The sequence below is a fragment of the Stenotrophomonas sp. YJH_SMC_27 genome, assembly GCF_059369815.1.
Map to the genome: position 1 here is coordinate 17545 of NZ_JCAFTA010000004.1, position 24741 is coordinate 42285.

Genomic DNA, 24741 nt, shown 5'->3' on the forward strand with positions numbered 1-24741 from the left:
TACCGTTACAGGTCACATCGTGGATTTGCGCTTGAACACGCGCTGCACCACCACGAAGAACAGCGGCACGAAGAACACGCCGAGCACGGTGCCGACGATCATGCCGCCGAGCACGCCGGTGCCGATCGCCTGCTTGGCGCCGGAACCGGCGCCGGTGGAGATCGCCAGCGGTACCACGCCCATGCCGAAGGCGAGCGAGGTCATCACGATCGGGCGCAGGCGGTCGCGCACGGCGTGCATGATCGACTCGATCAGGCTGGCGCCCTTTTCCAGGTTTTCCTTGGCGAACTCGACGATCAGGATCGCGTTCTTGCTGGTCAGGCCTACCGTGGTCAGCATCGCCACCTGGAAATAGATGTCGCGTTCCAGGCCCTTGAAGGTGTTGGCCAGCACTGCGCCGAGGATACCCAGCGGGGCCGCCAGCAGCACCGCGGTCGGCACGCTCCAGCTTTCATACATCGCGGCCAGGCACAGGAACACGATCATCAGCGACAGCGTGTACAGCAACGGCGTCTGCGAGCCGGCCTGGCGTTCCTGGTAGGACATCGCCGTCCACTCGATGCCGAAGCCCGCGGGCAGCTGCTTGGCCAGCTGCTCGATCTCGGCCATGGCATCGCCGGAGGCGACACCCGGGGCCGGTTCGCCTTGGATCTCCATCGCCGACACGCCGTTGTAGCGCTCCAGGCGCGGCGAACCGTAATCCCAGTGCTTGGTGGCGAATGCACTGAACGGCACCATCTCGCCCTTGTCGTTCTTCACGGACCAGAGGTCGAAGTCCTCCGGGACCATGCGGAACGGCTGGTCGGCCTGCACGAACACGCGCTTGACGCGGCCACGATCGACGAAGTCATCGATGTACGAGCTGCCCCACGCAGCGGCCAGCGTGCCGTTGATCTGGTCGATCGACAGCCCCAGCGAGGTCGCCTTGGCCGCGTCGATGTCGATGCGGAACTGCGGCGTGTCCTCCTGGCCGTTCGGGCGCACGTTGGCCAGCTTCTTGCTGGCGGCGGCCAGGCCGAGCAGCTGGTTGCGTGCGGCGACCAGTGCCTCGTGGCCCTGGCCGCTGTTGTCCTTCAGGAAGAAGGTATAGCCCGAGGCAGTACCCAGTTCCGGAATGGCCGGCGGCGGGAAGGCAAAGATGAAGGCATCCTTGATCTGGCCCAGGGCAGCCATCGCACGACCGGTGATCGGCATCACGCCATTGTCGGCGTCACGCTCGCTCCAGTCCTTCAGCTTGACGAACGCCATGCCGGCGTTCTGGCCCATGCCGGCGAAGCTGAAGCCCTGCACGGAGAACACCGAATCCACCGCATCCTTCTCGTTCTGCAGGAAGTGGTTCTCCAATGCCGCGATCGATTCCAGCGTGCGCTCCTGGGTGGCGCCGACCGGGGCCTGCACCAGCGCCATCAGCACGCCCTGGTCTTCGTTGGGCAGGAACGAGCTGGGCAGGCGCACGAACAGCACGCCCATCAGCACGAACAGCGCCGCCACGATGCCCATGAAGCGCCACGGACGATGGATGATCCCGCGCACACCACGCTGGTAACTTTCGCTGGTGCGGTCGAAGCCACGATTGAAACCGTTGAAGAAGCGACCGGCCAGGCCGCGGTGGGCAACATGATGCTCGCCCTTCTTCAGCGGCTTGAGCATGGTCGCGCACAGCGCCGGGGTCAGCACGATCGCCACCAGCACCGACAACGCCATTGCAGAGACAATCGTGGCCGAGAACTGCCGGTAGATCACGCCGGTGGATCCGCTCATGAAGGCCATCGGCACGAACACCGCCGACAGCACCAGGCCGATACCCACCAGCGCACCGGTGATCTGGCCCATCGACTTGCGGGTCGCTTCAAGCGGCGACAGTCCTTCCTCGGACATGATGCGCTCGACGTTCTCCACCACCACGATGGCATCGTCCACCAGCAGACCGATCGCCAGCACCATCGCGAACATGGTCAGCATGTTCACCGAGAAGCCCAGCATCGCCAGCACGCCGAAGGTGCCCAGCAGCACCACCGGCACGGCGATGGTCGGGATCAGGGTGGCGCGGAAGTTCTGCAGAAACAGGTACATCACCACGAACACCAGCACGATCGCTTCGAGCAGGGTCTGCACCACGCCCTTGATCGACACGCGCACGAACGGGGTGGTGTCGTACGGGATCTCGGCCTTCAGCCCTGCCGGGAAGAAGCTCTTCATGTCTTCCAGCGCAGCGTCCACGCCGGCCGCAGTATCCAGCGCGTTGGCGCCGGTGGCCAGGGTGACCGCCAGGCCGCTGGCCGGCTGGCCGTTGTAGCGGGTGACGAAGTCGTAGGACTCAGCCCCCAGTTCGACGCGGGCGACATCACCCAGGCGCAGCTCGGCACCGTCCTGCGCGCCGCGCACGATGATGTTGCGGAACTGTTCCGGGGTCTGCAGGCGCGACTGCGCGTTGATGGTGGCGTTGAGCTGCTGGCCCTTCACCGACGGCGCACCGCCGAGCTGGCCGATCGCCACCTGGGCATTCTGTGCCTTGATCGCCGCAGTCACTTCCGCGACGGACAGGCCATAGGTATGCAGCTTGTTCGGGTCCAGCCAGATGCGCATGGCGTACTTGCCACCGAATACCTGGATGTTGCCCACGCCTGGCACGCGGCTCAGGCGATCGACGACATTGGAACCGACGTAGTCGGCGATGTCGTTGGCGTCCATGCTGCCGTTCTCGGACACGAACGCGATGACGTTCAGGAAGCCCGAGCTGGACTTGGCCACGTTGATGCCCTGCCGCTGCACTTCCTGCGGCAGCAGCGGCATGGCCAGCTGCAGCTTGTTCTGCACCTGCACCTGGGCGATGTCCGGGTTGGTGCCGCTCTCGAAGGTCAGGGTGATGGTGGCCTGGCCGTTGGACGAGCTGTTGGAGGAGAAGTAGATCAGGCCATCAAGGCCCTTCATGTTCTGCTCGATGATCTGCGTCACCGAGTCCTCGACCACCTTGGCCGATGCACCCGGGTAGGTGGCGCTGATTTCCACCGCCGGCGGTGCGACGTTGGGGTACATCGAGACCGGCAGCTTGAACAGGGCCAGGCCGCCGGCGAGCATGATGATGATGGCGATCACCCACGCAAAGATGGGTCGATCGATGAAAAAGCGTGCCATGGAGTTCTCCGCTTACTTCGCGTCACCGGCCGGGGCGGCAGGCTGGGCGGCTGCCGCCGGCTTGGCCGGAGCAGCGCCCTTCTCGGTGGCCTTGACCGGCATGCCGGGGCCGATCTTCTGCAGGCCTTCGACGATGACCTTGTCACCGGCCTTCAGGCCGTCCTCGACCAGCCACTTGTCGCCGACCGTGCGGCTGACCTTGACCGGGCGCACTTCGACCTTGTTGTCCTTGCCGACCACCATCGCGGTGGTGTCGCCCTTCGGATCGCGCGCGATGCCCTGCATCGGCACCAGCACCGCATCGCTGCGCACGCCGCCGCCGATCACCGCACGCACGTACATGCCCGGCATCAGCAGGCCGTCCGGGTTGTCCACCTTCACGCGCAAGCCGAAGCTGCCGGTGGTCGGATCGACGCTGACTTCGGAGAACTCCAGCGTGCCCTTGTGCTCGAAGGTGCTGCCGTCTTCCATCAGGATGCTGACCGGCAGGGTCTGGTTGTCCTGCAGGCGGCCGGCAGCCAGTTCGCGGCGCAGCTGCAGCAGTTCGGCGGAGGACTGGGTCAGGTCGACATAGATCGGATCCAGCTGCTGCACGGTCGCCAGTGCATTGGCCTGGCCGGCGCTGACCAGCGCACCCTGGGTAACGCTGGACTTGCCGATGCGGCCGCTGATCGGCGCGGTGATGCGGGCGTAGCCCAGAGTGACGTTCGCCGCATCCAGCGATGCCTTCGCGGCACCGACATCCGCCTCGGCCTGCTTCTGCGCGGCGACGGCGTTTTCCAGGTCCTGCTGGCTGACCGCGTCGACCTTGGCCAGCTCGGTGATGCGCTTGGCGCTCAGGCGCGCGGCGTTGGCCGTGGCTTCGGCGCGGGCCAGCTGGGCGCGGGCGCTGTTGGCCTGGGCGCGGTAGCTGGCGTCCTCGATCTGGTACAGCGGCTCGCCGGCCTTGACCATGCCGCCTTCGGTGAACAGGCGCTTGGCAACGATGCCGTTGACCTGCGGGCGCACTTCGGCGACCAGGAAGGCGTTGGTACGGCCCGGCAGTTCGCGGGTCAGGCCCACAGTTTCGGACTTCAGCGTGACCACGGTGACGTCACCCGGGCCCTGCTCGGGGGCCTGGGGTTGGCCGCCGCAGGCAGCCACGGCTGCGGCGATGGCCAGCGACAGTGCAAAGGGTCGGATTCGGCTCAGCAACATGACGGAAAGGCTCTTAGGGGAAGGAATCTCAGATCGCGCTGATACAGGCCGAAAGCGCCAGCAGGCAACGCGCACCAGCGGGGAGTGGGAGCCGGACCGGCCTGCCACGCACACGACGGGAATGATGGGAGCGAAATATACATACATGCTTGTTTGTTTGTAAACCGGTACAATTCAGCCACGTTTCACCCGCACTCGTACCTACCCATGGCCCGCAAGACCAAAGAGGACACCCAGGCAACCCGGGAAGGCATCCTTGACGCCGCCGAAGCCTGCTTCCATGAACACGGCGTGGCCCGTACCACGCTGGAGATGATCGGCGCCCGCGCCGGCTATACCCGTGGCGCGGTGTACTGGCACTTCAAGAACAAGAGCGAGGTGCTGGCCGCGATCGTCGAGCGGGTGCACCTGCCCTTCATGCAGGAACTGGAGCGCACCTCCACCGACCAGCGCGACACGCCGGTGCACGACCTGCGCGCGGTGATGATCCACTCGTTCATCGAGCTGTCCGAGGACGAACGCCTGCGCAAGACCATGGAGATCATGCTGCGCAGCGATGCGTCGGCCGACACCAGGGTCCTGACCGAAATGCAGCAGGCCGGCTTCCGCGATGCGCTGGACCGGATGGAGCGCGCCCTGCGCCGCGCCAAGGACCTGGGCCAGCTGCGCGAGGGCGCCGACCCGAAGATCGCCGCACGCATGCTGCACGCCACCGTGCTGGGCGTGCTGCACGGCGCGATGGTCGAACCGGAACTGATGGACCTCAAGCGCGATGGCATGCTCGCGCTGGACATGACCCTGGCCGCCTACGTGAAGGATGGTGTGTTCGTTCCCGGCACCGTCCCCGAGCCGCTGCCCGAGGCGTGAACGAGGCTGCTCCCATCACTGCGGCACCCCCTGCAAGGGCAGATCGATGATCCTGGACAACGTGGTGTGGGGCTTCATCGGGTGTGGCAGCGTCACCGAGAAGAAGAGCGGGCCGGCCCTGGCCAACACGCCGGGCTCACGGGTAGTGGCGGTCATGCGCCGCAATGCCGCATTGGCCGAAGACTATGCACGCCGCCACGCGATTCCGCGCTGGTACGCGGACGCCGATGCACTCATCGCCGATCCGGAGGTGAACGCGGTCTACGTTGCAACACCGCCCTCCACGCACATGCACTACGCATTGCAGGCGATTGCTGCAGGCAAGCCGGTCTACATCGAAAAGCCGATGGCCATGAACCACGACGAGTGCCAGCGCATCATCGCGGCCAGCGCCCGCAGCGGCGTGCCCGTGTTCGTGGCCTACTACCGCCGTGCCCTGCCCCGCTTCGCACAGGTGAAGCAGTTGCTGGACAGCGGCGCGATCGGTACGCCGCGCAGCGTGCGCGCCACCCTGCATCGGCCACATTCGGCGGCTGCCGCATCGCCGGACTTCTGGCGAACCAACCCCGCCATCGCCGGCGGCGGGCTGTTCGTCGATCTGGGCTCACACACGCTGGACCTGCTCGACCATCTGCTGGGGCCCCTGAGCGACGTGCGCGGCCTGGCCAGTTCGTTGACCGGCGCCTACGCCGCCGAGGACAGCGTCTCGATGTGCTTCCGCACCGGGGTGGGGGCGCACGGCATCGCGCAATGGAGCTTCTGCGCGTTCCGCCGACAGGACGAGGTCGAGATCACCGGCGACCTGGGGCAGCTGCGCTTTGCCACCTTCGAGGACGTTCCGGTGGTGCTGGAGACCGAAGCGGGCGTGCAGGCATTCGATATCCCGAACCCGCCATCGGTCCAGCAGCCGTTGATCGCCTCCGTCGTGGACGAACTGCGCGGCCACGGGCACTCGCCCTCGAACGGCATCAGCGCCGCCCGCACCAGTGCAGTGATCGACCAGGTACTGCAGGCCTACCGCGCCCGGCAATCGCGCTGAGCGCCAACGCAAAAGGCCGCCCTGCGGCGGCCTTTTCTGTTGCAGCGGATGGAGTCAGGGCCCTCGCCACGGCGAAGGATCTGACCTCGACGCGCATTACAGGATGTAGCGGCTCAGGTCCGGGTCCTGCACCAGCTCACCCAGGTGTGCATCGACGTAGGCGCTGTCGATGGCCAGGGTTTCGCCATCGCGGTCCGGTGCCTCGTAGCTGAGCGAATCCAGCAGGCGCTCCAGCACCGTATGCAGGCGGCGCGCGCCGATGTTTTCCTGGCGCTCGTTCACCTGGAACGCGATCTCGGCCAGGCGCTCGATGGCATCGGCAGTGAAACTGACCTTGACGCCTTCGGTGGCCAGCAGTGCTTCGTACTGCTTGGTCAGCGCCGCCTTCGGTTCGGTCAGGATGCGCACGAAGTCGCCCTTGCTCAACGCGCCCAGCTCAACGCGGATCGGGAAACGGCCCTGCAGCTCCGGAATCAGGTCGCTGGGCTTGGCCAGGTGGAACGCGCCCGACGCGATGAACAGGATGTGGTCGGTCTTGATCGTGCCGTACTTGGTGGACACGTTGGAGCCTTCCACCAGCGGCAGCAGGTCGCGCTGCACGCCTTCGCGGGAGACATCGCCACCGCCCACGTTGTCGCCGCGCTTGGCAACCTTGTCGATCTCGTCGATGAAGACGATGCCGTGCTGCTCGCAGGCCTCGATTGCCGCAGTGCGGATATCGTCCTCGTTGACCAGCTTGCCGGCCTCTTCCTCGATCAGCAGCGGACGCGCGGCCTTGATGGTCAGCGTGCGCTTGTGCGCCTTCGCGCCGCCACCCAGGTTGGCGAACATCGACTTCAGCTGCTGGCCCATTTCCTCCATGCCCGGCGGGGTCATGATGTCCATGCTGACATTGGCCGCCAGGTCGAGCTCGATCTCACGCTCGTCCAGCTCACCGTTGCGCAGCATCTTACGGAACTTGATGCGGGTCTCGTTGTCCTGCGCCGACGGTTCGTTGCGGGCGACTTCAGGATCGAAACCGATGCCGCCGCTACGACGCGGCAGCAGCGCATCGAGGATGCGGTCTTCGGCGCGTTCTTCGGCCTGGGTACGCACGCGCACCTTGGCCTGTTCGCGATAGAGCTTGACCGCGGTGTCGGCCAGGTCGCGGATGATCTGCTCGACGTCCTTGCCGACGTAGCCCACTTCGGTGAAGCGCGTGGCTTCGACCTTCACGAACGGCGCGTTGGCCAACGTAGCCAGGCGGCGCGCGATCTCGGTCTTGCCGACGCCGGTCGGGCCGATCATCAGGATGTTCTTGGGCATCACTTCATTGCGAAGCTCCGGCGCCAGCTGCATGCGGCGCCAGCGGTTGCGCAGGGCGATGGCCACGGCACGCTTGGCGTCGTGCTGGCCCACGATATGCCGGTCCAGTTCCTGCACGATCTCGCGCGGGGTCATGGTGGCGGAGGATACTTCGATCTTCGACATGGATGTGCTCACGGATTCAGATGCATGTAGAGCCGAGCCATGCTCGGCTGACGGGCAGCCCTGCCGAGCATGGCTCGGCACTACAGAAGAGCGGTCACAGCTCCTCGACCACCACGTTGCGGTTGGTGTAAATGCAGATGTCGCCGGCGATGCCGATCGCTTCACTGGCAATCGTGCGCGCATCCAGTTCGGTATGTGCCATCAGCGCGCGCGCGGCCGACAGTGCATACGAGCCACCGGAGCCGATGGCGATGATGCCGTCCTCGGGTTCGATCACATCGCCGGTGCCGCTGATGATCAGCGAGGTTTCCTTGTCAGCCACGGCCAACAGGGCTTCAAGCTTTCCGAGGCGGCGCTCGGTGCGCCAATCCTTGGCCAGCTCGACCGCAGCGCGCTGCAGCTGGCCGTGCTTTTCCAGCTTGGCCTCGAACAGCTCGAACAGGGTGAAGGCATCGGCGGCGGCACCGGCGAAACCGGCCAGCACCTGGCCGTCGCGGCCAAGGCGGCGCACCTTGCGTGCATTGCCCTTCATCACGGTGTGGCCCAGCGTGACCTGGCCGTCGCCGGCAATGGCCACGTGCTCGCCGCGACGGACGCAGACGATGGTGGTGGCGTGGAAAACGTTGGGGTTCTGACTGGGGTCCATGATGCCTCCGGGGTGACAGAACCAGAGGTGGGGACTGCGCTGCGCCCTTCAAGCCACCCGCGACCGGCCACCGCAGGGGCAACGTTCAGCTTTCTCCGCTGCCCTCGCTGCTGCGTCGGCGCTTCGCGCGCGGGTGCGCGGCGTCGTAGACCTTGGCCAGGTGCTGGAAATCGAGGTGGGTGTAGATCTGCGTGGTAGCGATGTCGGCGTGGCCGAGCAGTTCCTGCACGCCGCGCAGGTCACCGGACGACTCCAGGATGTGGCTGGCAAAACTGTGCCGCAGCATGTGCGGGTGCACCTGCTTGAACAGGCCCTGGCGCTGCGCCAGCTGGCGGATGCGGATCTGTACCGCACGCGGGCTGATCGGCCCGTTGCGGCCGGGGAATACCGGCGAAGACGGGCCGCCACCACTTTCCGCGCGCCACGCCTGCAGCGCTTCGCGTGCGGGCCTGCCGAACGGCACCCGGCGCTGGCGGTTGCCCTTGCCCAGCACGTTGACCAGGCCGCTGGCGAAATCCAGGTCGCGCCAGGTCAGTGCGCAGACTTCGCTCAGGCGCAGGCCCGAGGAGTAGAACAGCTCCAGCAGCGCGCGATCACGTCGGCCGAGTTCACCTTCCGGTTCAAGCTCGACCAGCTGTACGGCTTCGTCGGCATCGAGCACCTGCGGCAACCGGCGCGGTGCGCGCGGTGCCTTCAGCGTCGCTGCAGGGCTGACCTCGATGCGGCCGTGCTTGAGCAGCCAGGCATAGAAGCTGCGGCAGGCCGACAGGCGGCGCTGCAGGCTCTTGGCCGACAGGCCGCGGCGATGCTCGTCGGCCACGAACTGGCGCAACGCATCGGCATCGAGTGCCTCCACGGCTACGCCACGCGGCTCGGCCCACGCCGACAGTGCGTCCAGGTCGCGGCGGTAGGCGTCGAGTGTGTGCGCCGACATCCGCCGCTCCACCTGCAGATGCTGCAGGAACGCCTGTACCGCGCTCATCGCCGTCGTGCCCTGCTCAGCTCGGGAAGCGCTTCAGGCCAGTGGCCAGGGCGTCGCCCATCATGCGCAGGAACAACGTGCCCATGCCCGGGTAGAAACGGTTCGGATCATGGCTGCCGACCGCGATCAGGCCAACCCCCGGCAGCGGCAGCAGCGCGGTGGTCTGCACCTCCTCGCTGCGCGCGCCGTACAGCACGGCGTTCTTCTCCGGCTGCAGGCGGCCGCAGATCGGCTCGCCGTCCTTCAGGCAGTCGCGGAACGGGCCCAGTTGCGGATCATCGGCGGCGATCACCTGCAGCCAGTCGGCCTGTTCCAGCCCGGCCACCGGCGCATGCACCACCAGCCGCACCAGGTCGCCGGCGAAGTCTTCCTGCAACGAAGCGGCCATCGCACGCAGAGTGTCGGCCGCATTGTCCTGCTTCATCAGTGCCAGGGTCAGCTGATGCGTGCGCACCGCCAGCCGCTCGTTGACCTGGGCGGTCGCGCCCAGGTCGGCCAACCGTCGCGCCAGCTCGCGGTTCTTCTCGCGCAGCACTTCCAGCTGGTAGCTGGCCAGCGATGCGGTCGGGCCGTCATCGCGCGGCACCACCAGGGTCAGGGCCAAGTCCGGGAACTGCTTGAGGAAGCCGGGATGACGCCGCAACCAGGCAGCGACTTCGTGGGCCCCGAGCTTGTCGACGGTTTCGCTCATGCCATCCACTCCCCTTCGAAGACGAATGCGGTCGGGCCGGCCATCACCACAGGCTGGCCATCCCCCGGCCACTGGATGCGCAGGTCACCACCGGGCAGGCTGATGCGGGCATCGCGCTGCAGGCGGCCGCGCTGCATCAGGGTCACCGCAGCGGCGCAAGCGCCACTGCCACAGGCCAGGGTTTCGCCGACGCCGCGCTCGAACACGCGCAGGCGGGCGTGCGCCGGGCCCATCACCTGGGCGAAGCCCACGTTCACCGAGCGCGGAAACGACGCGTGCTGCTGCAGCAGCGAACCCACGCGTTCAACCGGAGCGGCATCGATCAGGCCGACTTCGATCACCGCATGCGGGTTGCCCATCGACACTGCGGCGAAGCGCACGCTTTCGCCCTGCAGCGGCAGCAGGTATTCCTCGCGCGGATGGGCGAAGCCCATCAGCGGCACATTGGCCGGCTCGAAGGCAGGCACGCCCATGGTTACGGCGAACTGTCCGTCACCGAGCACCTTCACTTCATGGCTGGCCAGCGGGCTGTCGATGACGAACGCATCGCCCTGCGCACTCCCTTGGCGCACCAGCCAGGCCGCGATGCAGCGTGCGCCATTGCCGCACTGCTCGGAATTGGAACCGTCGGCATTCCAGATGCGGTACGAGGCCACCGAGCCTTCCGCACGCGGCGCTTCGATGGTCAGGATCTGGTCGCAGCCGACGCCGGTGTGGCGGTCGGCAAGGCGCGCGGCCAGTTCGGGCGTAGGCGGCGCGGTGCCGTCACGCAGGTCGATCACTACAAAATCATTGCCCGCGCCGTGCATCTTGCTGAAGCGCAGCGCCGTGGAACTGGCCTTACTCATCCCCGCTGCCCGCCTTCTTCGCTGGCGCGGTTGCCGGCTGAGTGGTCGTTGCAGCCGGGTCGACGGTCGTGGCGGGGGCAACGGCGCCCTGGGCCTCCGCCGGGGTCGCCTCGGTGGCGGGCTCGGCAGCGGGTTCGACGGTTTCTTCCACCGGCACCGGCTTCTGCGGCAGTACCAGCGGGCCCTTGTTGCCGCAGGCGGCGAGGAGCAGCAGCGAGGCCGCTGCCAGCGGAATCAGGATGGCGTTTCGATGGGGGATCTTCATGCCCCGAGTATAGCCATTGGCGGCTGAGCGGTTGGTGCAGGGCGGCACGCCACGCATCCGCCGGGCATGGCCCGGCGCTACCGTAACCGGGCGCCGCAGGTAGCGCCGGGCCATGCCCGGCGGGCAATCATTGCTTTGGCGGCAGCGGCCGCGTCCACAGCCAGATCGCCACCACGGTCATGCTGCCGATCGAGAACCACTTCACCCAGGCAATCGGTACGCACCACAGCATGATGGCGGCGCATACCGCCATGGTGATCGTGGCCATCCACTTGCCGTAGCGGCTGACCGCCCCGTGTGCCTGCCAGTTGGCGATGGCCGGGCCGAAGCGTGGATGCTGCAGCAGCCAGTTGTGCAGGCGCTCGGAGCCACGCGAGGCGGCCCAGGCCGAAATCAGGATGAATACGGTGGTCGGCAGGCCCGGCACGAAGATGCCGACGATGCCGGTGCCGAGGCTGACATACGCCAGCAGCCACCACGCCCAGCGGAAACGCACCACGCGCGGAGGCGTGGCGGCATCGCGAGGGGCGGAAGGATCTGGCGCGCTCATGGCCGCAAGGATACCGGTTCAGGGTGCCAGGCAGCGCCCGGCACCCTGTCGCGATCACGGCTGGGCGATGCCCAGCTGCTGCAGCACGAACGCGTACGACTCGGACAGCTCGCGGTAGCGCTGGAAGCGCCCCGACTTGCCGCCGTGGCCGGCTTCCATGTTGGTGCGGAACAGGATCGGGTAGTGGCCGGTGTTGTCGTCACGCAGCTTGGCCACCCACTTGGCCGGCTCCCAGTACTGCACCTGCGAATCCCACAGGCCGGTACCCACGAACAGCGCCGGGTACGCCTGCCGCTTCACGTTGTCGTAGGGCGAGTAGGACAGCATGTAGTCGTAATACTGCTTCTGTTCCGGGTTGCCCCACTCGTCGTACTCATTGGTGGTCAGCGGAATGGTCGGGTCGAGCATGGTGGTGACCACGTCGACGAACGGGACCTGCGCCACCATCACCCGGTAATCCTGCGGGGCCTGGTTGGCCACCGCGCCCATCAGCAGGCCACCGGCGCTGCCACCGGACGCAGCGACGCGATCCTTCGCCGCCCAGCCCTGTGCGACCAGGCCGCGGGTGACGTCGATGAAGTCGTTGAAGGTGTTCTGCTTGTGCAGCAGCTTGCCGTTCTCGTACCAGTCGCGGCCCATTTCCTGGCCGCCGCGGATGTGGGCGATGGCATACACCACGCCACGATCAAGCAGGCTTACCGCGGTCTGGTTGAAGTACGGATCCATCGACATGCCATAGCTGCCATAGGCGTACTGGAACAGCGCGCCCTTGCCGTCCTTCTGGTAGCCCTTGCGGTAGACCAGCGACACCGGCACCTTCACGCCATCGCGCGCGGTGATCCAGACGCGGTCGGTTTCGTACTTCGACGCGTCATAGCCGATCACCGGCTGCACCTTCAGCTGGCGGCGTTCGCCGGTGGCGGTGTTCAGCTCGAACACGGTGGTCGGGGTGGTCATCGAGGTGTATACGTAGCGCAGCCAGGGCGTATCGGCCTCGGTGTTGTCGCCCAGGCCCATCGAGTACGCTGGCTCATCAGCCTTCACGTAGTCGCTGCGGCCATCCTTGAACAGCAGGCGGATGCGTTCCAGGCCCTCGGAGCGTTCGGCGATGGCGGTGTAGCCATCGAACAGTTCGAAGCCTTCGATGAACACCGCATCGTCGTGCGCGATCCAGTCCTTCCACTGCGCACGCGAGGTCGCATCGGTCGGTGCGGTGACCAGCTTGAAGTTCTTCGCGCCGTCGTTGGTGCGGATCACCCAGCGGCCGTCGTAGTGGTCGGCATCGTACTCGACGTCACGCTGGCGAGGGGCCAGCACGGTGAACGTGGTCGGGTCGCTGGCCGGTGCGTAGCGCTCTTCCGAGGACACGGTGCTGTGCACGCCGATGGTGATGAAGCGATCATCGCGGGTGCGGCCGATGCCCATGTAGAAGCTGTCGTCCTTCTCTTCGTAGACGACGGTGTCGGCGCTGGCTGGAGTGCCCAGCACGTGCTTCTTCACGCGCACGGTCAGCAGCGTTTCCGGATCGTTCTCGACATACAGCACGGTGCGGTTGTCGTCGGCCCAGACCAGGTCGCCGGAGCTGCCGGTGATCACATCGGGCAGCACCTTGCCGGTGGCCAGATCCTTGAAGCGGATCGTGTACTGGCGGCGGCCCACATCATCCTCGGCCCAGGCCAGCAGCTGGTTGTCCTGGCTCACTTCCATCGAGCCGACGCTGAAGTAGCCCTTGCCGGCGGCCATGGCGTTGACGTCCAGCAGGATCTCCTCGGCGGCCTCCATGCTGCCCTTGCGGCGCGCGTGGATCGGATAGTCCTGGCCGGTCTCGAAGCGGCTGTAGTACCAATAGCCGCGCTCACGCGCCGGCACGCTGGAATCATCCTGCTTGATGCGGCCGACGATCTCCTTGTACAGGGTGTCTTCGAGCGGCTTGAGCGGCGCCAGCACCTGGTCCGCGTAGGCATTCTCGGCCTGCAGGTAGGCCAGCATGTCCTTGTTCTCGCGCTTGTCGTCGCGCAGCCAGTAATAGTCATCGTTGCGGGTCGCGCCGAACGGCGCCTTGACCACATGCGGATGCTTGGCGGCATCCGGCGGAACAGGCGGAGTGGCGGCGGTGGCAGTAGTGGTCATCAGGCTGGCGAGCAACAGGCAGAGAGTGGATTTCATGTAGTGGGGTTCCTTGAACTGCAATGCAATGGCGTCCTTGTGCCCGAGTCTGGGTTGCAGGAGGGCTGCGGGCAACCCTGCGGATCGTCATGGGGAGTGCCGGCCGCTGGCCAGCAACCTCACGAAGCCGGAGACGGTCGGAATGCCGGCCGGCGGCCGGCACTACCAGAACGCATGACCCAGACGCGCGGCGTACCATGGGCACATGAGCACCCTGCCCCACACGCCGGGCTACAGCCGGCGCAGCCATGAAATCGCTCCATTCCACGTGATGTCCCTGCTGGCCCGCGCACAGGCGCTGGAGCAGGCCGGCCACGATGTGATCCACCTGGAAATCGGCGAACCGGACTTCACCACCGCCGAACCTGTCGTGCGCGCCGGCCAGGCCGCATTGGCCGCCGGTCATACCCGCTACACCGCCGCACGTGGCCTGCCGGCTCTGCGTGAGGCCATCAGCGGCTTCTATCGCAGCCATTACGGGCTGGATATCGACCCTGAACGCATCCTGGTCACACCGGGTGGGTCCGGTGCGCTGCTGCTGGCCAGCAGCCTGCTGGTCGATCCCGGCCGCCACTGGCTGCTGGCGGACCCCGGCTATCCGTGCAACCGCCACTTCCTGCGCCTGGTGGAAGGCGGTGCGCAACTGGTACCGGTCGGGCCGGAGACCGCCTACCAGCTGACCCCGTCACTGGTGGAACAGCACTGGGATGCCGACAGCGTCGGCGCGCTGGTCGCCTCACCGGCCAACCCGACCGGCACCGTGCTTTCCGCCGACGATCTGGCCGCACTGTCGCAGGCCCTGCACGCGCGGGGCGGCCACCTGGTGGTGGACGAGATCTACCACGGCCTCACCTATGGCCTGGATGCGCCCAGCGTGCTGCAGGTGGATGACAGCGCGTTCGTGCTGAACAGCTTCTCCAAGTATTTCGGCATGACCGGCTGGCGGCTGGGCTGGCTGGTGGCACCGCCGGCCGCGGTACCGGACCTGGAGAAGCTGGCGCAGAACCTGTACATCAGCGCCTCGAGCATCGCCCAGCATGCCGCCCTCGCCTGTTTCAGCGAGGAATCGATGGCGATCTTCGAACAGCGCCGCGACGCGTTCCGCCAGCGTCGCGACTTCCTGCTGCCCGCACTGCGTGAGCTGGGCTTCCGTATCGAGGTCGAGCCGCAGGGCGCGTTCTACCTGTACGCAGACGTCAGCGCGTTCACCGACGATGCGCAGGCGTTCTGCGCCCACTTCCTGGAAACCGAGCATGTGGCATTCACGCCCGGGCTGGATTTCGGCTTCCATCGTGCCAACCAGCACGTGCGCCTGGCCTATACCCAGGAAGTGCCGCGATTGCAGGAGGCGGTGGAGCGGATCGCGCGTGGGTTGAAGAGCTGGGGCACCTGATCGCCCTGCGCGAACAGCATCCACGCATGACGTGGATCTACTGGCTCCACGCCACGTGGATACGCGGACCCAACGAAAAACGCCGCCCGAAGGCGGCGTTTTTCATTCCGTCACTTACCGCCGAGGCGCTCCCACAGGAAGCTGTAGGCCAGCGCCGACATGTGTGCGGCCTGCGCGTTGTTGGCGGCGCCGCCGTGGCCACCTTCGATGTTCTCGTAGTAGGTCACGTCCTTGCCGGCGTCGATCATCTTCGCCGCCATCTTGCGGGCATGGCCCGGATGCACGCGGTCATCGCGGGTGGACGTGGTGAACAGCACCGGCGGGTACTTCTTCTTCGCATCGAACAGGTGGTACGGCGAGAAGGTCTTGATGAACTCCCAGTCGCTGGTATCCGGGTTGCCGTACTCGGCCATCCACGATGCGCCTGCCAGCAGGTGGTTGTAGCGCTTCATGTCCAGCAGCGGCACCTGCACCACCACCGCACCGAACAGCTCCGGGTACTGGGTCAGCATGTTGCCGGTCAGCAGGCCACCATTGCTGCCGCCCTGCACGCCCAGGTGCCTGGCGCTGGTGATCTTGCGCTTGACCAGATCGCGCGCCACCGCGGCCATGTCTTCATAGGCCTTGTGGCGGTTCTGCTTCAGTGCCGCCTGGTGCCAGCGCGGCCCATACTCGCCACCACCACGGATGTTGGCGACCACGTACACGCCGCCCTTTTCCAGCCAGGCGCGGCCCATGCCACCGGAATAGCTCGGGGTCAGCGAGATCTCGAAGCCACCGTAGCCGTACAGCAGGGTCGGATTGGAACCGTCCAGCTTCATCGCCCGATCGTGCACAACGAAGTACGGCACGCGGGTGCCATCCTTGCTGGTGGCGAAGTGCTGCTCGATCACCTTGCCCTTGGCATCGAAGAAGGCCGGCATGGTCTTCAGCGTTTCCGGGTCCTGGCCGATCTCGGCCAGCGCCAGCGTGGTCGGGGTCAGATAGTCGGTGGCCGTCAGCCACACCGCGTCGCTGTCATTGCTGTCGACCGCAGCCACCCCCAGCGTGCCGAAAGCCGGTGCACCAACGAAGCGGCTGGTCTGCCAGCCATTGGCGCCCGGCGTCAGCACCGACAGGCGGTTCTTGACGTCGTCCAGCACGTTCAGCACCAGATGGTTCCTGGTCCAGGTGGCGCTGGCCAGCGAGGTGGTCGCGGTCGGGGTGAACAGCACGTCGAACTCGCGCTTGCCGGCCAGGAAGTCATCCAGCTTGGTGGCCAGCAACGAACCGGACGCATAGGTCTTGCCCCCGACAGTCCACGGATCACGCAGCTCCAGGGTCAGCCATTGCTTGTGCAGGCCCTTCTCGGCCGAATTCGGCGCGTCGATCTTGGTCAGCGTGCCATCGTCACCGCGCAGGTAGATCTCGTTGTTGTAGAAGGCGAGCGTGCGGCTGACCAGGTTGCGTTCGAAGCCCGGAGTGTCATCGTGCGTCGCCGCGATGTACATGTCTTCCGGCTTGCCTTCGTACACCGTCGTGGCCGAGGCCATCGGAGTGCCACGCTTCCACAGCTTGGCCACGCGCGGGTAGCCGGAGGTGGTCATCGAGCCGGCACCGAAGTCGGTGTAGACGAACACGGTATCGCGGTCGATCCAGTTGAGGCCGCCCTTCGACTCCGGACGGAAGAAGCCATCCTTGATCCAGGTCTTGTTGGCCAGGTCGAATTCGCGGGTGACGTCGGCATCGGCGCCGCCGCGCGACAACGCGATCAGGCAACGGCTGTAGTCCGGGCGCAGGCAATCGGCGCCGTGCCAGACCCAGTTCTCACCCTCGGCCTTGTTCAGTGCATCCAGGTCGAGCACGGTTTCCCACTGCGGCGAGGCCTTGCGGTATTCGGCCAGGGTGGTGCGTCGCCACAGGCCACGCTCGTGCTGCTGGTCCTTCCAGAAGTTGTAGTAGTAGTCGCCGATCTTCTGCACGGCGGGAATCTTGGCATCGGAGTCGAGCACCTCGCGGATGCTGGCTTCCATCTGCTTGAATGCCGGGGTCTGCGCAAGGCGCGCCTCGGACTTGGCGTTCTGTTCCTTGACCCAGGCCAGCGGCTTGTCGCCGGTTACGTCTTCGAGCCAGGCGTAACGGTCGGTGTCTTCAGCGGCCACGGCGGTCCCCACCGAGGCAGCGGTCATCATGCCAGCCAACAGGCAGGCGGAAGCGAATCGTGACATTGCAGCTCCAGGCAGTCATATGCCTTGGAACGCTAGCATGGATCACCGCTGTCGCCCCCGTGTCGAAGGTCAGGCCGCGGCGGTGGCGCCGCGACGGCGGCGGGCCGCACCGCCACCGCGTCGGTCTGCCTGTCCACCGGTGTGACGCGCCCGCCGCAGCCACGACAGGCGCGGCAACGGGAAGCGCAGCAGCGCCCACCAGGCCACCAGCGGCATGCCCACCAGCCACATCGGCAACCAGCCCAGCCACGCGCTGCTACCACGCGCGGCCGGCCAGACCAGGACCAGTGCCACACCGGCCAGGGCCAACTGCCGCACGCTGCGCAGCAGGCGCGGGTCGGCACGTTCAAGGCTGACGCGTTCAGCTGCAGGGCGACGGACGGAACGTGCGTTCATGGGGCTTCTCCGGTAGACAGTGCAACACAGCTTGGTTAATGCCCTTCTCAAAGGCTGCGACACCATTGACGGATCGCGCACGCTCAGTCGACCATGCTCACGCAAAGCCCTCCTGAGCCCGCTCCCGCATGACTTCGATCCGCCCGCTCTGCGCCATGCTCTTGGCCCTGTCCCTGGCGGGCCCCGCCGTGGCCGCCAGCGAGCCGCCATCGCCCCGTGCCAGCGCCCCACGCGTCGCCGACCCGGATGCGCCGATCGACCTGAAGCGCTTCATGGGTACCTGGTACGTGATTGGCCGCGTGCCGAACTTCGTCGAGCGCGGCCATGTGGCCAGCGTCAACGAGTACGAACTGCGCGACGCGCACAAGGTCGGCATCACCTACCGCTATCGTGATGGCTTCGGCGAACCCCTGCAGGAGATCCGCGCACGCGCCAGTGTCGACCCGGACAGCGGCAATCACGGCTGGCGCACCTGGTTCTATCGCGTGGTGCCCACCCATTCACGGGTGCTGGAAGTAGCACCGGATTATTCCTGGGCACTGATCGGCTACCCGGGCCGCGAGATGGCCTGGATCTTCTCGCGCACACCGGACATGGACAAGGGCCTCTACAAGGAACTGGCCGAGCGCCTGCGTGACGAATACGGGGTGAACACCGACAAGCTCAAGCGTGTGCCACAGCGCCCGGAGCAGGTCGGCAAGCTGGGTTACGAAGTACCCAACGTGCGTTGAGAGAGCGCCGGGCGCAGATGTAGTGCCGGCCGCTGGCCGGCAGCTCCGGCACACCTGGGAGCAGCGCATCGTTGCCGGCCAGCGGCCGGCACTATCTGAGGCGGGCTACTTGCGGGTGTAGTGCGCGACCAGGCGGTCGCCGAGCATCTGCAGCAGCTGCACCAGGATCAGCAGCACCACCACGGTAACCAGGGCCACGTCGGTGCGGTTGCGCTGGTAGCCTTCGCGCAGTGCCAGGTCGCCCAGGCCGCCGGAACCGATCGCGCCGCCCATGGCAGTGAAGCCAACCAGAGCAACGGTAGTGACCGTGGCGGCGGCAATCAGGCCCGGCCGCGCCTCGGGAAGCAGCACCCGGGTGACCAGTTGCCAGGTGGTGGCACCCATCGACTGCGCGGCCTCGACCACGCCGCGGTCCACTTCGCGCAGCGCGGTTTCCACCAGGCGCGCGTAGAACGGCGCCGCACCGATGACCAGCGCCGGCAACGTGCCGAGCACGCCGATCGACTGGCCCATCAACCACAGCGACACCGGGATCAACACCACCATCAGGATGATGAAGGGTACCGAACGCAGCAGGTTCACCACGATCGCCAGCGCGCCATAGACCAGTGGCCGGCGTTTCATCTGCGGCGCGCCGAACACGTACAGCAGCACGCCCATCGGCAGGCCGATGGCCAGGGTAAGCGGCAGCGAGCCGGCCATCATCAGCAGCGTCTCGAGGGTGGCCTTGCCGATATCCATCCACTTGTCCGCATCCAGGTGGCGGAAGAAGCCGCCGGCAGTAGCGATGATCATCGACGCAGTTCCTCAACGTGCACGCCGGCTGCCACGAATGCGGCCTGCGCGGCGGACTGGTCACCGCCCACCAGGGCGACGACCAGCTGGCCATACGGGGTGTCCTTGATCCGGTCGATACGGCCGGACAGGATGTTGTAGTCGACCCCGGTCTGCCGCGCGACGCTGCCGAGCAGGGGTTCGTAGGTGTCGCCACCGAGGAACGTCAGCCGCACGATGCGGCCACCGACGGCATCGAAATCGCGATGCAGCGCACCTTCGTCCATGTGCTCCGATTCGCTGACGAAACGGCGCGTGGTCGGATGCTGTGGATGCAGGAATACCCGGGTGACCGGCCCGGTCTCGACCATCTGGCCGGCGTCGAGCACGGCGACGCGGTCGCAGACGCGGCGGATCACGTCCATCTCGTGGGTGATCAGCACGATGGTCAGGCCCAGCTCGCGATTGATCTTCGACAGCAGCGACAGCACCGATGCCGTGGTCTGCGGATCGAGCGCACTGGTGGCCTCGTCGCACAACAGGATCTGCGGACGCGTTGCAAGTGCGCGGGCAATGCCGACGCGCTGCTTCTGGCCACCGGACAGCTGCGCCGGATACTTCTGCGCATGCGCTTCCAGGCCAACGGTCTGCAGCAGCTCGACCACGCGTGCGTCGATCTCCGCCTTCGGCGTGCCGGCCAGCTCCAGCGGGAAGGCGACGTTGCCGGCCACCGTGCGCGACGACAGCAGGTTGAAGTGCTGGAAGATCATGCCGATGCGCCGGCGCAGCGCGCGCAGGCCGTCCGCGTCCAGTGCGGTGACATCCTCGCCACCGATCAGCAGACGCCCACCACTGGGTTCTTCCAAGCGGTTGATCATGCGGATCAGCGTCGACTTGCCGGCGCCGGAATGGCCGATGATGCCGAATACCTCACCGGCCTCGATGGTCAGGTCCAGCGGCTGCAGCGCGCTCACTGCGCGGCCGGCAACGGCATAGGATTTGTGCAGGCGCTGGAACTCGATCACGGGCGTGGCTCACCGGCTGGGTGACGGAAGGGGGCGTGCAGCCTACCAGCGCAGGCGGTCGCGCGCCCGCGCCATGGGCCAGAATGTTATTCCTTTTGGTTCTAAGCCGCTGCCCGCGGTAGCGCCGGCCGCTGGCCGGCACCTGCAGCGGTCCCTCCGGCGCGAGGGGTTGCCGGCCGCCGGCCGGCCCTACCCCGGCTCAGGGGTGGTCCAACGGCTTCGGCGGCTCCTGCCGGTTCACCCGCTCGCGATGCAGCAGGTACAGGCCGGACGCAACGATGATCGCCGCCCCCACCCAGGTATAGCCATCGGGCAGCTGGCCCCAGAACGCCAGGTCCCAGCCGATCACCCAGACCAGCCCGCTGTACTCCAGCGGCGCGATCATCGAGGCCTCGCCCAGCTGGAAGGCCCTGGTCAGGGCGATCTGGCCCAGCGCTCCGGCCAGGCCCATGCCGCCGATCAGCGGCGCATGTGCCAGTTGCAGTGGCACCCAGCCGGGAAGGGCCAGCAGGCCGGCACCGATGGCCATGATCACCAGGAACCAGACCACCATCGACTGCGAGGTATCGGTGCGGGTCAGCAGGCTGACCGTGATCGCGGCTACGGCATAGGCGGTGGCCGCGGCCAGCACCATCAGCCCAGGCACCGAAATGAAGCCGTCCACGCCCGGCCGCAGCACGACCAGCACGCCGACCAGGCCGATGCCGATGGCCACCCAGCGCCGCGGCCCGACCCGTTCGCCCAGCAGCGGCACCGACAGCGCAGCGATCAGCAGCGGGGCAACGAAATAGATGGTGTAGGCAGTGGACAGCGGCAGGTCGCGCAGGGCGAACACGAAGCAGCCGATCATCGCCATGCCCAGCGCACCACGCAGCAGGTGCAGCCCCCAGCGGCGCGGCACCAGTGAACGCGGCCCGGCGCTGGCCAGCACCCAGACCAGCACGAACGGCAACGAGGCCGCGCCGCGCAGGAAGGTCACTTCCAGGGTGGGGTAGCTGGCCGACAGCTGCTTCATGCCGGCGTCCATCAGCGAGAAGCAGGCGACCGCAGCGACCATCCAGGCCACTGCGCGCGAGGGAGAGCGTTGCACGTTCATGGCCCATTATCGCCCGGTCGTCGCTTTCTGTAGAGCCGAGCCCACGCTCGGCTGCTCTTCACAAAGCAGCCGAACGTGGGCTCGGCGCTACAAAGGGCGGGCATAGGGCCCTCGCGATAGAATGGCTGCCACTGAATCCTGCGGAGCATCGCCATGCCTTCCTTCGACGTCGTGTCCGAAGTCGACACCCACGAACTGACCAACGCCATCGACCAGGCCAACCGCGAACTGGCCACCCGCTTCGATTTCAAGGGCGTGGATGCCAAGTTCGAGCGCGATGGCGATGTGATCAACCAGTTCGCGCCGACCGAGTTCCAGCTCAAGCAGATGAACGACATCCTGCGTGCACGCCTGGCCGCGCGCGGCATCGATGTGCTCAGCCTCGAATTCGGCGACATCGAGACCAACCTGGCCCAGGCCCGGCAGAAGATCACCGTCAAGCAGGGCATCGAGCAGAAGGTCGCCAAGAAGATCGCCGCTGCGCTGAAGGAGGCCAAGCTGAAGGTCGAAAGCCAGATCAACGGCGACAAGCTGCGCGTGCAGGGCAAGAAGCGCGATGACCTGCAGGACGCCATCTCCGTGCTCAAGGCCGGCAAGTTCGAGCTGCCGCTGCAGTTCAACAATTTCCGCGATTGATCTGCCCGCCGGGCCATGCCCGGCGGACTGCAACGTCAACCGCGCAGCAGCTTGTACAGCGTGGTGCGCGAGATGCCCAGCTGGCGAGCGGCCAGGCTCAGATTGCCGTCCGCCGCCTGCGCCGCACGGCGCGCCGCTTCACGCTGCTGATCACGCAGCAGCGGTGCATTCATCGTCGCCGCTGGAGGGCTTTGCGCGCTGCGGCCAGCGACCTTGCGCGGCGCCTGCAGGTGCTGCAGGTAAACCGCACTGCCCTCGCCTACCCGCACCCGATGCGGCGCCCCGGGTTGCAGCAGGCGCCGCCGCTGCGCGGCACTGGCGCCGGCAAACACGCTTTCCAGGTTCAACAACGGCAATGGTCCCCGACGCGGCAGGCCCAGCAGGCGCCGCGCAACACGGTTGGCCGCGCGCAGCTGGCCATCCTCCTGCACCGCCAGCAGCCCCTGCAATGGCGACGCCAGCCAGCGCGGATCATGCTGCAGCGCCAGCAGGTGCACGTCGGCAAGCGCGTGGAACAACCGGTTCTCGCTGGCCAGCGCGGCCTGCCGGAAGTAGCCCTGCAGCAACGAGGGATCGCGCTCACCCAGGCCGGTGATATCGATCACCCCGCATACCTGCCCATCGAGATCGTGCAGTGGCTCGCTGAGGCAGAACACCGGGGCGAACCGCTGCAGGTAGTGTTCATTGCCCCGTACCAGCGCAGGCAGGTCGTCGGCCAGGCTGACTGCCGGTGCCGTGGTGCCGATCTCGCCCTCGCCCAGCCTCCGCCCGACCTGGATCGGGCGCAGCAGCGGTGCATCTTCCAGGCCATGGGCCTGCTGCGCGATCACCATGCCCTCACGGTTGGCACAGAACATCGTCCAGCCACGCCCGCCAAAGGCGGCCCACAGCTGTTCCAGCTCCGGCCGCACGCAGCGCGCGAGCCGACGGTCGCCGGGATCGGAAAGATGCCGGCCATCACCCAGCAGCGGTCGATAGTCCGGCTCCTGCCCGGGCAGCAGGCCGGCCGCGCGCGAACGCAGCCATGACTGCTGCAGCGGCAGCGGCAACACGCCCAATGAGCGCGCATCGCCCTCGGCGAAAGCGGCACGTGCCGCCATCAGTTGTTGCTGCCCGACTGTCGTGGCCATCATGGACGCAGCGTACACCCGCCAGCGGCAACGCCACGTTACGTTCCGACAACGAAATGTTTCCGCCAGCGGTTCAAACACGGGGTCAGAGCCGTTTCCCTTTGGAAAACGGATCCGACCCCGTGCCGACCAACGGTCGGCATCCACCAACAGCAGCGGGAAATTGTCGCAGGCGGGGTGGGTCCGGTTGCGGGGGCGTGAGCGCCATGGATGGCGCGACCGAGCTTACATGGACGTACTTGCAGCGGCCCCCGCAACCGGACCCACTCCGCCAACCTCAAGAATCCAGCTTCTGCTGTTGCTCTGGCGTTTGTCATTGCTTCGGCGGGTGCAGGGCACAGCCCTGCAACCCCACCCTCTGCTCAGGCCGCGATGCGCAGGATCGGCTTGAGCGTGATTCCCTTCGTACTGTCCTCCGCCGCCTGGTTGATCTGTTCCAGCGGGTAGAACTTCACCAGCTTGTCGAACGGGAAGCGGCCCTGCAGGAACAGCGTGACCAGCTGCGGAATGAACACCTGCGGCACGCTGTCGCCTTCCACGATGCCGCGGATGCTGCGACCACCGAGCAGCAGGTTGTTCACATCGAAACTGGCGGTGGTGCCCAGCTTCGGTGCGCCGACCACGCCCATCATGCCCAAGCCGCCCAGCGCCTCGATACCCGCCGACAGCACCTCGGGGCGACCGGTCGATTCCAGCGCGAAGTCCGCACCACCGCCGGTGATCGCGCGTACGGCCTCGATCACGTCGGTCTCGCGGCTGTTCACCACGTGGGTGGCGCCCAGTTCCAGCGCGAGCTCCAGCCGCGAGGGCACTACGTCGATGGCGATGATGGTGGTGGCACCGGCCACCTTCGCCGCCATCACCGCACTCAGGCCCACCGCGCCGGCACCGTAGCTGGCGAAACTGCTGCCCGAGCGCACCTGCAGCGAATTGAGCACCGCACCGGCACCGGTCTGGATGCCGCAGCCCAGCGGGCCCAGCAGTTCCAGCGGCGCATCGTCGGGTACCTTGATCGCGTTGATCTCGCGCGCGATGGCGAAGGTGGCAAACGAAGACTGCGCGAAGAAATGGTCGTGCAGCGGCTGACCCTGCGCATCGGTGATCGCGGTATGGCCGTGGCCATCGTCGCCACCAAAGTTCAGCGCAAAGAAGTCCTTGCAGTAGGCACCGTGGCCGCCCCGGCAGGGATTGCAGTGACCGCAGGCGCCATAGGTCAGCACCACATGGTCGCCCACCTTGAGGTCGCGCACGTTCGGGCCCACCGCCTCAACGATGCCAGCCCCCTCATGGCCGAGCACTGCCGGCAGCGGCACCGGGTAGTACTGGTCGCGCACGATCAGGTCGGTGTGGCACAGGCCCGTCGCCACTACCTTCACCAATACCTCGTCGTCCTGCGGGCCACGCAGCCGGGCCTGCTCGATGACGAAGGGCTGTTCTTTGCCGCGGACCACGACGGCGGTGATCTCGTGGGTTGTGGTCTTGTCGTTCATCGTGATG

22 protein-coding genes are annotated in these 24741 nt (G+C 66.7%); 5 read left to right on the forward strand and 17 right to left on the reverse strand.

Annotated elements, in window-relative coordinates; translation table 11 throughout:
• Positions 1-12: 12 nt before the first annotated feature.
• Both smeE and smeD read right to left on the reverse strand, forming a co-directional pair.
• A complete protein-coding gene (smeE, locus tag AC5P7R_RS07830; protein ID WP_111098679.1) occupies positions 13-3135 on the reverse strand; it encodes a multidrug efflux RND transporter permease subunit SmeE in 3123 nt (1040 codons plus the stop codon).
• A 12-nt stretch (positions 3136-3147) separates the two neighbouring features.
• Positions 3148-4332 carry a multidrug efflux RND transporter periplasmic adaptor subunit SmeD gene (smeD, locus tag AC5P7R_RS07835; RefSeq protein WP_049404072.1) on the reverse strand — a complete coding sequence of 395 codons (1185 nt, stop codon included), beginning with the start codon at positions 4330-4332 and terminating at the stop codon, positions 3148-3150.
• Between the two features lie 207 nt (positions 4333-4539).
• Between smeD and smeT the strand changes: the two genes are divergently transcribed.
• Entirely contained in the window at positions 4540-5199 is a 660-nt protein-coding gene (smeT, locus tag AC5P7R_RS07840; protein ID WP_019660698.1) for an efflux transporter SmeDEF transcriptional repressor SmeT, read from the forward strand.
• Between the two features lie 46 nt (positions 5200-5245).
• A complete protein-coding gene (locus AC5P7R_RS07845; RefSeq protein WP_021203900.1) occupies positions 5246-6238 on the forward strand; it encodes a Gfo/Idh/MocA family protein in 993 nt (330 codons plus the stop codon).
• A 96-nt stretch (positions 6239-6334) separates the two neighbouring features.
• On the opposite strand, the gene hslU is transcribed toward AC5P7R_RS07845, so the two are convergent.
• From hslU to AC5P7R_RS07885, 8 genes are all read right to left on the reverse strand, one after another.
• On the reverse strand, positions 6335-7708 hold the full coding sequence (gene hslU, locus AC5P7R_RS07850) for an ATP-dependent protease ATPase subunit HslU (RefSeq protein WP_026347094.1): 1374 nt from the start codon (positions 7706-7708) through the stop codon (positions 6335-6337).
• 94 nt (positions 7709-7802) lie between these two features.
• Positions 7803-8354, reverse strand: a complete 552-nt coding sequence (gene hslV / locus AC5P7R_RS07855; protein ID WP_005411093.1) for an ATP-dependent protease subunit HslV — start codon at positions 8352-8354, stop codon at positions 7803-7805.
• Between the two features lie 85 nt (positions 8355-8439).
• The gene (gene xerC, locus AC5P7R_RS07860) at positions 8440-9336 is read right to left on the reverse strand and encodes a tyrosine recombinase XerC (RefSeq protein ID WP_021203899.1); all 897 of its coding nucleotides are present in this window, start codon (positions 9334-9336) and stop codon (positions 8440-8442) included.
• Between the two features lie 16 nt (positions 9337-9352).
• Entirely contained in the window at positions 9353-10027 is a 675-nt protein-coding gene (locus tag AC5P7R_RS07865; RefSeq protein WP_019660702.1) for a DUF484 family protein, read from the reverse strand.
• Complete coding sequence (gene dapF, locus AC5P7R_RS07870; protein ID WP_227854093.1) at positions 10024-10875, reverse strand: diaminopimelate epimerase; 852 nt, start codon at positions 10873-10875, stop codon at positions 10024-10026. The genes AC5P7R_RS07865 and dapF overlap by 4 nt, the downstream gene beginning before the upstream one ends.
• On the reverse strand, positions 10868-11140 hold the full coding sequence (lptM, locus tag AC5P7R_RS07875; protein WP_207049363.1) for an LPS translocon maturation chaperone LptM: 273 nt from the start codon (positions 11138-11140) through the stop codon (positions 10868-10870). The genes dapF and lptM overlap by 8 nt, the downstream gene beginning before the upstream one ends.
• A 127-nt stretch (positions 11141-11267) precedes the next feature.
• The gene (locus AC5P7R_RS07880; RefSeq protein ID WP_021203896.1) at positions 11268-11690 is read right to left on the reverse strand and encodes a YbaN family protein; all 423 of its coding nucleotides are present in this window, start codon (positions 11688-11690) and stop codon (positions 11268-11270) included.
• Positions 11691-11744: 54 nt separating this feature from the next.
• Positions 11745-13856, reverse strand: coding sequence for a S9 family peptidase (locus tag AC5P7R_RS07885; RefSeq protein ID WP_021203895.1), 2112 nt, complete (start codon positions 13854-13856; stop codon positions 11745-11747).
• Between the two features lie 205 nt (positions 13857-14061).
• On the opposite strand from AC5P7R_RS07885, the gene AC5P7R_RS07890 reads away from it, so the two are divergent.
• Entirely contained in the window at positions 14062-15249 is a 1188-nt protein-coding gene (locus AC5P7R_RS07890; RefSeq protein WP_031270507.1) for a pyridoxal phosphate-dependent aminotransferase, read from the forward strand.
• 110 nt (positions 15250-15359) lie between these two features.
• Here AC5P7R_RS07890 and AC5P7R_RS07895 read toward each other — a convergent pair whose 3' ends face one another.
• Together AC5P7R_RS07895 and AC5P7R_RS07900 are read right to left on the reverse strand one after the other, a co-directional pair.
• A complete protein-coding gene (locus AC5P7R_RS07895) occupies positions 15360-17456 on the reverse strand; it encodes a prolyl oligopeptidase family serine peptidase (RefSeq protein ID WP_227854090.1) in 2097 nt (698 codons plus the stop codon).
• 69 nt (positions 17457-17525) lie between these two features.
• Positions 17526-17852: a hypothetical protein gene (locus AC5P7R_RS07900; protein ID WP_021203893.1), complete on the reverse strand. Its 327-nt coding sequence runs from the start codon at positions 17850-17852 to the stop codon at positions 17526-17528.
• Positions 17853-17980: 128 nt separating this feature from the next.
• Between AC5P7R_RS07900 and AC5P7R_RS07905 the strand changes: the two genes are divergently transcribed.
• Entirely contained in the window at positions 17981-18583 is a 603-nt protein-coding gene (locus tag AC5P7R_RS07905) for a lipocalin family protein (protein WP_019660709.1), read from the forward strand.
• Between the two features lie 105 nt (positions 18584-18688).
• Here AC5P7R_RS07905 and AC5P7R_RS07910 read toward each other — a convergent pair whose 3' ends face one another.
• The 3 genes from AC5P7R_RS07910 to AC5P7R_RS07920 all read right to left on the reverse strand — a co-directional run bounded on the left by AC5P7R_RS07910 (position 18689) and on the right by AC5P7R_RS07920 (position 21478).
• The gene (locus AC5P7R_RS07910) at positions 18689-19378 is read right to left on the reverse strand and encodes a methionine ABC transporter permease (RefSeq protein ID WP_227852049.1); all 690 of its coding nucleotides are present in this window, start codon (positions 19376-19378) and stop codon (positions 18689-18691) included.
• Positions 19375-20382, reverse strand: coding sequence for a methionine ABC transporter ATP-binding protein (locus AC5P7R_RS07915; RefSeq protein ID WP_021203891.1), 1008 nt, complete (start codon positions 20380-20382; stop codon positions 19375-19377). Before AC5P7R_RS07915 ends, AC5P7R_RS07910 begins: the two co-directional genes overlap by 4 nt.
• Before the next feature lie 199 nt (positions 20383-20581).
• Positions 20582-21478, reverse strand: a complete 897-nt coding sequence (locus AC5P7R_RS07920; protein ID WP_019660712.1) for a DMT family transporter — start codon at positions 21476-21478, stop codon at positions 20582-20584.
• 153 nt (positions 21479-21631) lie between these two features.
• Here AC5P7R_RS07920 and AC5P7R_RS07925 point away from each other — a divergent pair, with 153 nt between their 5' ends.
• Positions 21632-22114: a YajQ family cyclic di-GMP-binding protein gene (locus AC5P7R_RS07925; protein ID WP_019660713.1), complete on the forward strand. Its 483-nt coding sequence runs from the start codon at positions 21632-21634 to the stop codon at positions 22112-22114.
• Between the two features lie 35 nt (positions 22115-22149).
• Here AC5P7R_RS07925 and AC5P7R_RS07930 read toward each other — a convergent pair whose 3' ends face one another.
• Positions 22150-23214: a helix-turn-helix domain-containing protein gene (locus AC5P7R_RS07930; RefSeq protein WP_021203890.1), complete on the reverse strand. Its 1065-nt coding sequence runs from the start codon at positions 23212-23214 to the stop codon at positions 22150-22152.
• A gap of 392 nt (positions 23215-23606) precedes the next feature.
• Positions 23607-24734: an NAD(P)-dependent alcohol dehydrogenase gene (locus tag AC5P7R_RS07935; RefSeq protein WP_111098349.1), complete on the reverse strand. Its 1128-nt coding sequence runs from the start codon at positions 24732-24734 to the stop codon at positions 23607-23609.
• Positions 24735-24741 lie beyond the last annotated feature (7 nt).

What these genes read in the sequence shown, in the direction of transcription:
- smeE (WP_111098679.1), bottom strand. Translation starts at nt 3,135, where the DNA reads ATGGCACGCTTTTTCATCGATCGACCCATCTTTGCGTGGGTGATCGCC.
- smeD (WP_049404072.1), bottom strand. Translation starts at nt 4,332, where the DNA reads ATGTTGCTGAGCCGAATCCGACCCTTTGCACTGTCGCTGGCCATCGCC.
- smeT (WP_019660698.1), top strand. Translation starts at nt 4,540, where the DNA reads ATGGCCCGCAAGACCAAAGAGGACACCCAGGCAACCCGGGAAGGCATC.
- AC5P7R_RS07845 (WP_021203900.1), top strand. Translation starts at nt 5,246, where the DNA reads ATGATCCTGGACAACGTGGTGTGGGGCTTCATCGGGTGTGGCAGCGTC.
- hslU (WP_026347094.1), bottom strand. Translation starts at nt 7,708, where the DNA reads ATGTCGAAGATCGAAGTATCCTCCGCCACCATGACCCCGCGCGAGATC.
- hslV (WP_005411093.1), bottom strand. Translation starts at nt 8,354, where the DNA reads ATGGACCCCAGTCAGAACCCCAACGTTTTCCACGCCACCACCATCGTC.
- xerC (WP_021203899.1), bottom strand. Translation starts at nt 9,336, where the DNA reads ATGAGCGCGGTACAGGCGTTCCTGCAGCATCTGCAGGTGGAGCGGCGG.
- AC5P7R_RS07865 (WP_019660702.1), bottom strand. Translation starts at nt 10,027, where the DNA reads ATGAGCGAAACCGTCGACAAGCTCGGGGCCCACGAAGTCGCTGCCTGG.
- dapF (WP_227854093.1), bottom strand. Translation starts at nt 10,875, where the DNA reads ATGAGTAAGGCCAGTTCCACGGCGCTGCGCTTCAGCAAGATGCACGGC.
- lptM (WP_207049363.1), bottom strand. Translation starts at nt 11,140, where the DNA reads ATGAAGATCCCCCATCGAAACGCCATCCTGATTCCGCTGGCAGCGGCC.
- AC5P7R_RS07880 (WP_021203896.1), bottom strand. Translation starts at nt 11,690, where the DNA reads ATGAGCGCGCCAGATCCTTCCGCCCCTCGCGATGCCGCCACGCCTCCG.
- AC5P7R_RS07885 (WP_021203895.1), bottom strand. Translation starts at nt 13,856, where the DNA reads ATGAAATCCACTCTCTGCCTGTTGCTCGCCAGCCTGATGACCACTACT.
- AC5P7R_RS07890 (WP_031270507.1), top strand. Translation starts at nt 14,062, where the DNA reads ATGAGCACCCTGCCCCACACGCCGGGCTACAGCCGGCGCAGCCATGAA.
- AC5P7R_RS07895 (WP_227854090.1), bottom strand. Translation starts at nt 17,456, where the DNA reads ATGTCACGATTCGCTTCCGCCTGCCTGTTGGCTGGCATGATGACCGCT.
- AC5P7R_RS07900 (WP_021203893.1), bottom strand. Translation starts at nt 17,852, where the DNA reads ATGAACGCACGTTCCGTCCGTCGCCCTGCAGCTGAACGCGTCAGCCTT.
- AC5P7R_RS07905 (WP_019660709.1), top strand. Translation starts at nt 17,981, where the DNA reads ATGACTTCGATCCGCCCGCTCTGCGCCATGCTCTTGGCCCTGTCCCTG.
- AC5P7R_RS07910 (WP_227852049.1), bottom strand. Translation starts at nt 19,378, where the DNA reads ATGATCATCGCTACTGCCGGCGGCTTCTTCCGCCACCTGGATGCGGAC.
- AC5P7R_RS07920 (WP_019660712.1), bottom strand. Translation starts at nt 21,478, where the DNA reads ATGAACGTGCAACGCTCTCCCTCGCGCGCAGTGGCCTGGATGGTCGCT.
- AC5P7R_RS07925 (WP_019660713.1), top strand. Translation starts at nt 21,632, where the DNA reads ATGCCTTCCTTCGACGTCGTGTCCGAAGTCGACACCCACGAACTGACC.
- AC5P7R_RS07930 (WP_021203890.1), bottom strand. Translation starts at nt 23,214, where the DNA reads ATGGCGGCACGTGCCGCTTTCGCCGAGGGCGATGCGCGCTCATTGGGC.
- AC5P7R_RS07935 (WP_111098349.1), bottom strand. Translation starts at nt 24,734, where the DNA reads ATGAACGACAAGACCACAACCCACGAGATCACCGCCGTCGTGGTCCGC.